This window comes from Mesorhizobium sp. M2A.F.Ca.ET.039.01.1.1 (assembly GCF_003998035.1).
Classification (GTDB): Bacteria; Pseudomonadota; Alphaproteobacteria; order Rhizobiales; family Rhizobiaceae; genus Mesorhizobium.
The window spans coordinates 1-4,870 of sequence record NZ_RZRY01000484.1 but is presented as its reverse complement, the minus strand read 5'-3'; the positions used below and the strand labels follow the sequence as shown (position 1 = coordinate 4,870).

At 61.7% G+C, this 4,870-nt stretch carries 1 protein-coding gene; it reads right to left on the bottom strand.

Going from position 1 to position 4,870, the window contains the following annotated elements; translation table 11 throughout:
- Window positions 1-395 precede the first annotated feature (395 nt).
- The gene (locus EOA24_RS27430) at window positions 396-4,676 is read right to left on the bottom strand and encodes a non-ribosomal peptide synthetase (protein WP_127410264.1); all 4,281 of its coding nucleotides are present in this window, start codon (window positions 4,674-4,676) and stop codon (window positions 396-398) included.
- Between the last annotated feature and the right edge of the window lie 194 nt (window positions 4,677-4,870).

Here is a 4,870-nt window from a genome sequence, read left to right as displayed (position 1 = left end):
ATCTTCAGGACCGAGCCAGTTCATTACCCCCCTCGTCCATCGGACGCGGTGCTGGTTCCGCTGTCCCAACTCAGAGAAACCGACGCGCGCTGACTTCGAGCGAGCATCTGCTGGGAAGAAGGTATTCACCCTTACAGCCAACTACACAAACCAAGACCCACCTTCTTCGACCGCCGTTCGGCCGCATCAAGGCTTTCGCAGGCCAAGTCCTCAAGGTGTTACCGAGGTGCATGCATCGATTCTGGCCGCGTATCTTGGCCCGGACCCTTTAGCAGGTAAGTGTTTGTCACAAATTGCGAGTTCTCGGATCTTCGGCAATCTGCCCAACGATGTGCGGCAGATCGATATCCTTGAGCACCGTTTGTTGCGGCCAGGGCGCTGCGCGCAAATCGTCATCATCGATTGCCGCGAATGGGAGCAACATGGGTACGGTCATGCGAAGCTCTCGTCCGGACTGGTGCAACTCGCCCTGGTTTGCGAAGGCAGGCTGGACCGAGAGGCGATTTTCTCCGACGGGTATTCCGATTACCTGTTGTGGCCATTGATCGAGCAGGAAGTTGTGAGCAGACTGACCGCCTGCGTCGCTCAGATCGCGCGGCGTTCTGCACCGCTATTCTTCTCAGCCGATAGTCCGCGTCCGTCCGGTTCAGACCCTCCAGCAGATAGGTGCGTTCGGCGGCCGGCAGGATGTCGATGCGGCCGACCGGCTGGCCTGCATCGGCAACCATCGCCCGCAGCAGCACCACCAGATATTCACGCTGCCGCTCGATCGTCGCTTCGTCGAATAGCGCCGTGGCATAGTGCAGCGATCCGGCGATCTGATCGCCATCTTCGCCAAGGTCGAGCTCCAGATCGAACTTGACCTGATCATACCCCTCCCCGGCAGCCTCCACACTCAGCCCCGGCAGGTCCAATGACTCGACCGCATTGTTCTCCCAGGCCAAGATCACCTGGAACAACGGCGTGTGATCAAGATGCCGGGGCGGCTGCACGATCTCGACGACCTGCTCGAACGGCAGGTCCTGATGCTCCTGCGCCGCCAGCGCCGTGCGCCGCGTCCGCGCCAAAAGCTCCGACACGCTCGGCTCGCCGGACAGGTCGAGCCTAAGCGCCAGGGTATTGACGAAGAAACCGATCAACTCTTCGATCTCGCGCCGGCCTCGATTGGCGCTCGGAACGCCGATCACGAGGTCGTCCTGCCCCGACAGACGCGAAAGCACCGCCGCCCAGGCCGCCAGCACCGTCATGAACAACGTCGTGCCATGCTGCCGGCTCAGCCGCTTCAGATCCCGCGTCAGATCCGCATCGATGACGATCGGCACACTGGCCCCGGCAAACGACTGCTGGGCCGGCCGCACGCGGTCAGTCGGCAGTGCAAGCCGGGCCGGGGCGCCTGACAGGGCGTTGCGCCAATACTGAGCCTGGCTTTGCAGCCGTTCCCCCGACAGCCACTGCCGTTGCCAGGCGGCATAATCCGGGTACTGGATCGCCAGCGGCGGCAAAGGATCGTCCTGTCCAGCTGCGAACGCCCGGTAAAGCTGACTGAGTTCACGCACCAGCACGCCCATCGACCAGCCGTCCGAGGCAATGTGATGCTGGGTCAGCTGGAAAACATGTTCCTCATCCGACATCCGGATCAGACGCCCGCGGATCAGCGGCCCGCGCGCAAGATCGAAGGGCGTCTGCGCCTCTTCACGGCACAGATCCAAAAGCGCCGCCTCTGCATCCGGCCTGTCCCGCAGATCGTGCTCCAGCACCGGCAGCCCCTCCGGCGGCAGAACCTCAACCCGCGGCTTGCCCTCCGGAGCGACAAAGACACTGCGCAGCGCCTCATGACGGGCAAACAGACGGTCAAGGCTGCGCTGCCAGGCGACGCGGTCGAGCACGCCACGCAGTCTCAAGGCCAGCGGAATGTGATAGTTGGTACTGCCCTCGTCCAGCTGCGCCAAAAACCATAGCCGCTGCTGCGCGAACGACAGCGCAAGCGGCTCGTCGCGCGACACCGTCGCAATCGCCGGCAGGTCTTGCGGATCGGTGCGGCTCAACACCTCGACGATGCTTTCGGCCAGATCGGAAAGAACCGGCCTGGCGAACAGCCTCGTCAGCGGCAGTTCGACCCCAACAGCCCGCGACAGCCGGCTCAAGAGCTGCACCGCCAGGAGCGAATGGCCGCCGAGTTCGAAGAAGTTGTCGTGGCGTCCGACCCGCTCGACCCCGAGCAGCTCCGCCCAGATCTCTGCCAGCGCCGTCTCGACCGCGCCCTGCGGCGCTTCATAGGCGGCGTGCGCATAGGCCTCGTCGGCCGGCGCCGGCAGCGCCTGGCGGTCGAGCTTGCCGTTCGGTGTCAGCGGCAGCCCATCCAGCCGCACGAAGGCCGACGGCACCATGTAGTCGGGCAGCCGCGCACCCAGATGAGCGCGCAAGGCGCCGGCAAGCGCGCCGCCATCGTCCCCGTCCGAGCCGGCCTCGGGTCCGCACACGACATAGGCGACAAGGTGCTTGTCGCCGGCGCGGTCCTGGCGCGCCACAACCACCGCCTCACGCACCCAGGCATGCTCGCAAAGCCGCGCCGCGATCTCGCCCGGCTCGATGCGGAAGCCGCGGATCTTCACCTGCTCGTCGTTGCGGCCCAAAAACTCCAGATTGCCGTCCGGCAGATAACGCCCCAGGTCGCCAGTCTTATACAGCCGGTCGCCCTCCACAAACGGGCTGGCGATGAACCGCTCGGCCGTCAGCTCGGGCCGGTTCAGGTAGCCACGCGCAACGCCTGCGCCGCCAATGTAAAGCTCGCCCACCGCCCCGAACGGAACCGGCGCACCATGCCCGTCCAGCAGGTACACCCGCGTGTTCGCAATCGGACGGCCAATCGGGACACGGCGGAATGTCTCACCAATCGCGGTGATCTCGCAGACTGTCGCAAAGGTCGTCGTCTCGGTCGGACCGTAGCAGTGAATGAGGCGTACAGGACCTTCTTCTCTTAGCAATCTCAAAAATGAGGGACCGTCACTGTCCTCGCCTCCAGAAAGAAGGTACTTAAGTTGTGCCAACGCTGGAGCGATCGATGACGTATATTTGTTGAATAACGCTGTTGTTAGAAAAAGGGTTGTCACCCGTTGCTGTTCAAGTGACTTGGCAAAATTTGAAGGATTTAAGACGGTCGTGGCATCTAATGCAATAATGCAGCCACCGTTGAGCAACGGCGTCCACACTTCAAATGTGCTGGCGTCGAAGGCCGGATTACCCACCCACGCCACACGATCTCGGGCATCGATCTTCGCATAGCCGTTGTTGATGACGAGCCGATTGACCGCACGATGAAGAACAACAACCCCCTTGGGAAGGCCGGTCGAGCCGGAAGTGTACATCACGTAAGCGGCAGCCTCGGCGCTCAACGTCAAGCCAGGGTCGGCACTAGACCCAGTCCCAGCCATGAGCGGCTCAATAGACAGAACAGGGATCGTCACATCAACCAATTCATCGACACCCTCCGTAAGCACGAGGCGCGCAGCACAATCTGCCATCAGCCATCCTTGTCGCGCAGATGGAAGAGCGCGATCGATCGGCACATACACTCCGCCCGCCTTGAGGACCGCCAACTGCGCCACGACAAGAGCGACGGAGCGGTCCAGCACTGTCGCAATGCGGTTCCCCGGCTTGACCCCGAGGGCGATCAGATGATGGGCCAGCCGGTTGGCCCGCGCGTTGAGCTCGCCGTAGCTCAGGCGCTCGTCGTCACAGACCACTGCCGCCGCCTCCGGCGCTTGGCGCACCTGCGCCTCGAACAACTCATGGATGCAAAGATCCGACGGATAGTCCGCGTCCGTCCGGTTCAGACCCTCCAGCAGATAGGTGCGCTCGGCGGCCGGCAGGATATCGATGCGGCCGACCGGCTGCCCCGCATCGGCCATCACGCCACACAACAACGTTTGCAAATGCTGCGTCATACGGTCGATCTGCGTCGGTGCCAATCGACTTGCATCAAAGTGCCATCGAAAGCTCCCATCCAGAGTGCAAAGCTCGAATGTCAGCAAATCACCGGACAGGGTTGTCTCAGAACTCGCGTTCGAAGCTAGATCGCTAGCGGCAGAACAGCTATCTGCTGTAATCGTAATGCCAATCGACCAGGGCTGGTGTGATCGTAGTGCCTCCACACTGCGCAATGTCGGGCAGCGCGCGATAAGATCCCGCGCGAAGCTGCCGTGCTCCGTCAGCCGAGCGAATTCGGCCACCACCGCCCCGCGCACTTCCTCAAAATTATGTGCAAGATCAATGGTAACTTCGATCGGCACGACAGAGGCGATAAGCATCTCCACCGCTTTCGAACTGGCCTGCGATCTATCCCATGCAGGCGTGCATCCCAGTTGAAGCTCTGCTTCTCCCGTGATGCGGGCGAGATAGATCAGCCAAGCCGTTACCAAGTATTCCGTGCGATCGAATGGCGACAGCTTGGCCAAAGCACTTGGAATGACGCCCGAACTCGACTGCCATCTGGGCGGCGTCTTAGCCACGGACGACGACACGAAGGGAAGCTGCGATGTTTTAAACTGCTCTAGCCGCTGTCGCCAAAAATACTCTGAAGGGGCCAGCTTCTCATGGGCGGCAGTTATGCTCCGCACCTCATCATCGCTTAATATCGGAAGGCGACCACCTTCATCAAGATTGCAGTGTCCCGCCAAGCTCCCTCCTTCACCAATACCGTCGCCGACAGTATCGCAGTTGCCACCGTTCCCTCGTCTGAGTTTCCGGTGAGCGTGGTCAGCGGACGACTTCTCCTCAGTCCGTGCCCCTTTTTAGAGGATCACGCATGCATCGTGCCAAAGGCGAAATCGTTCGCAATGAACATGATAGCAAGAACACTGCTATGTGGCTT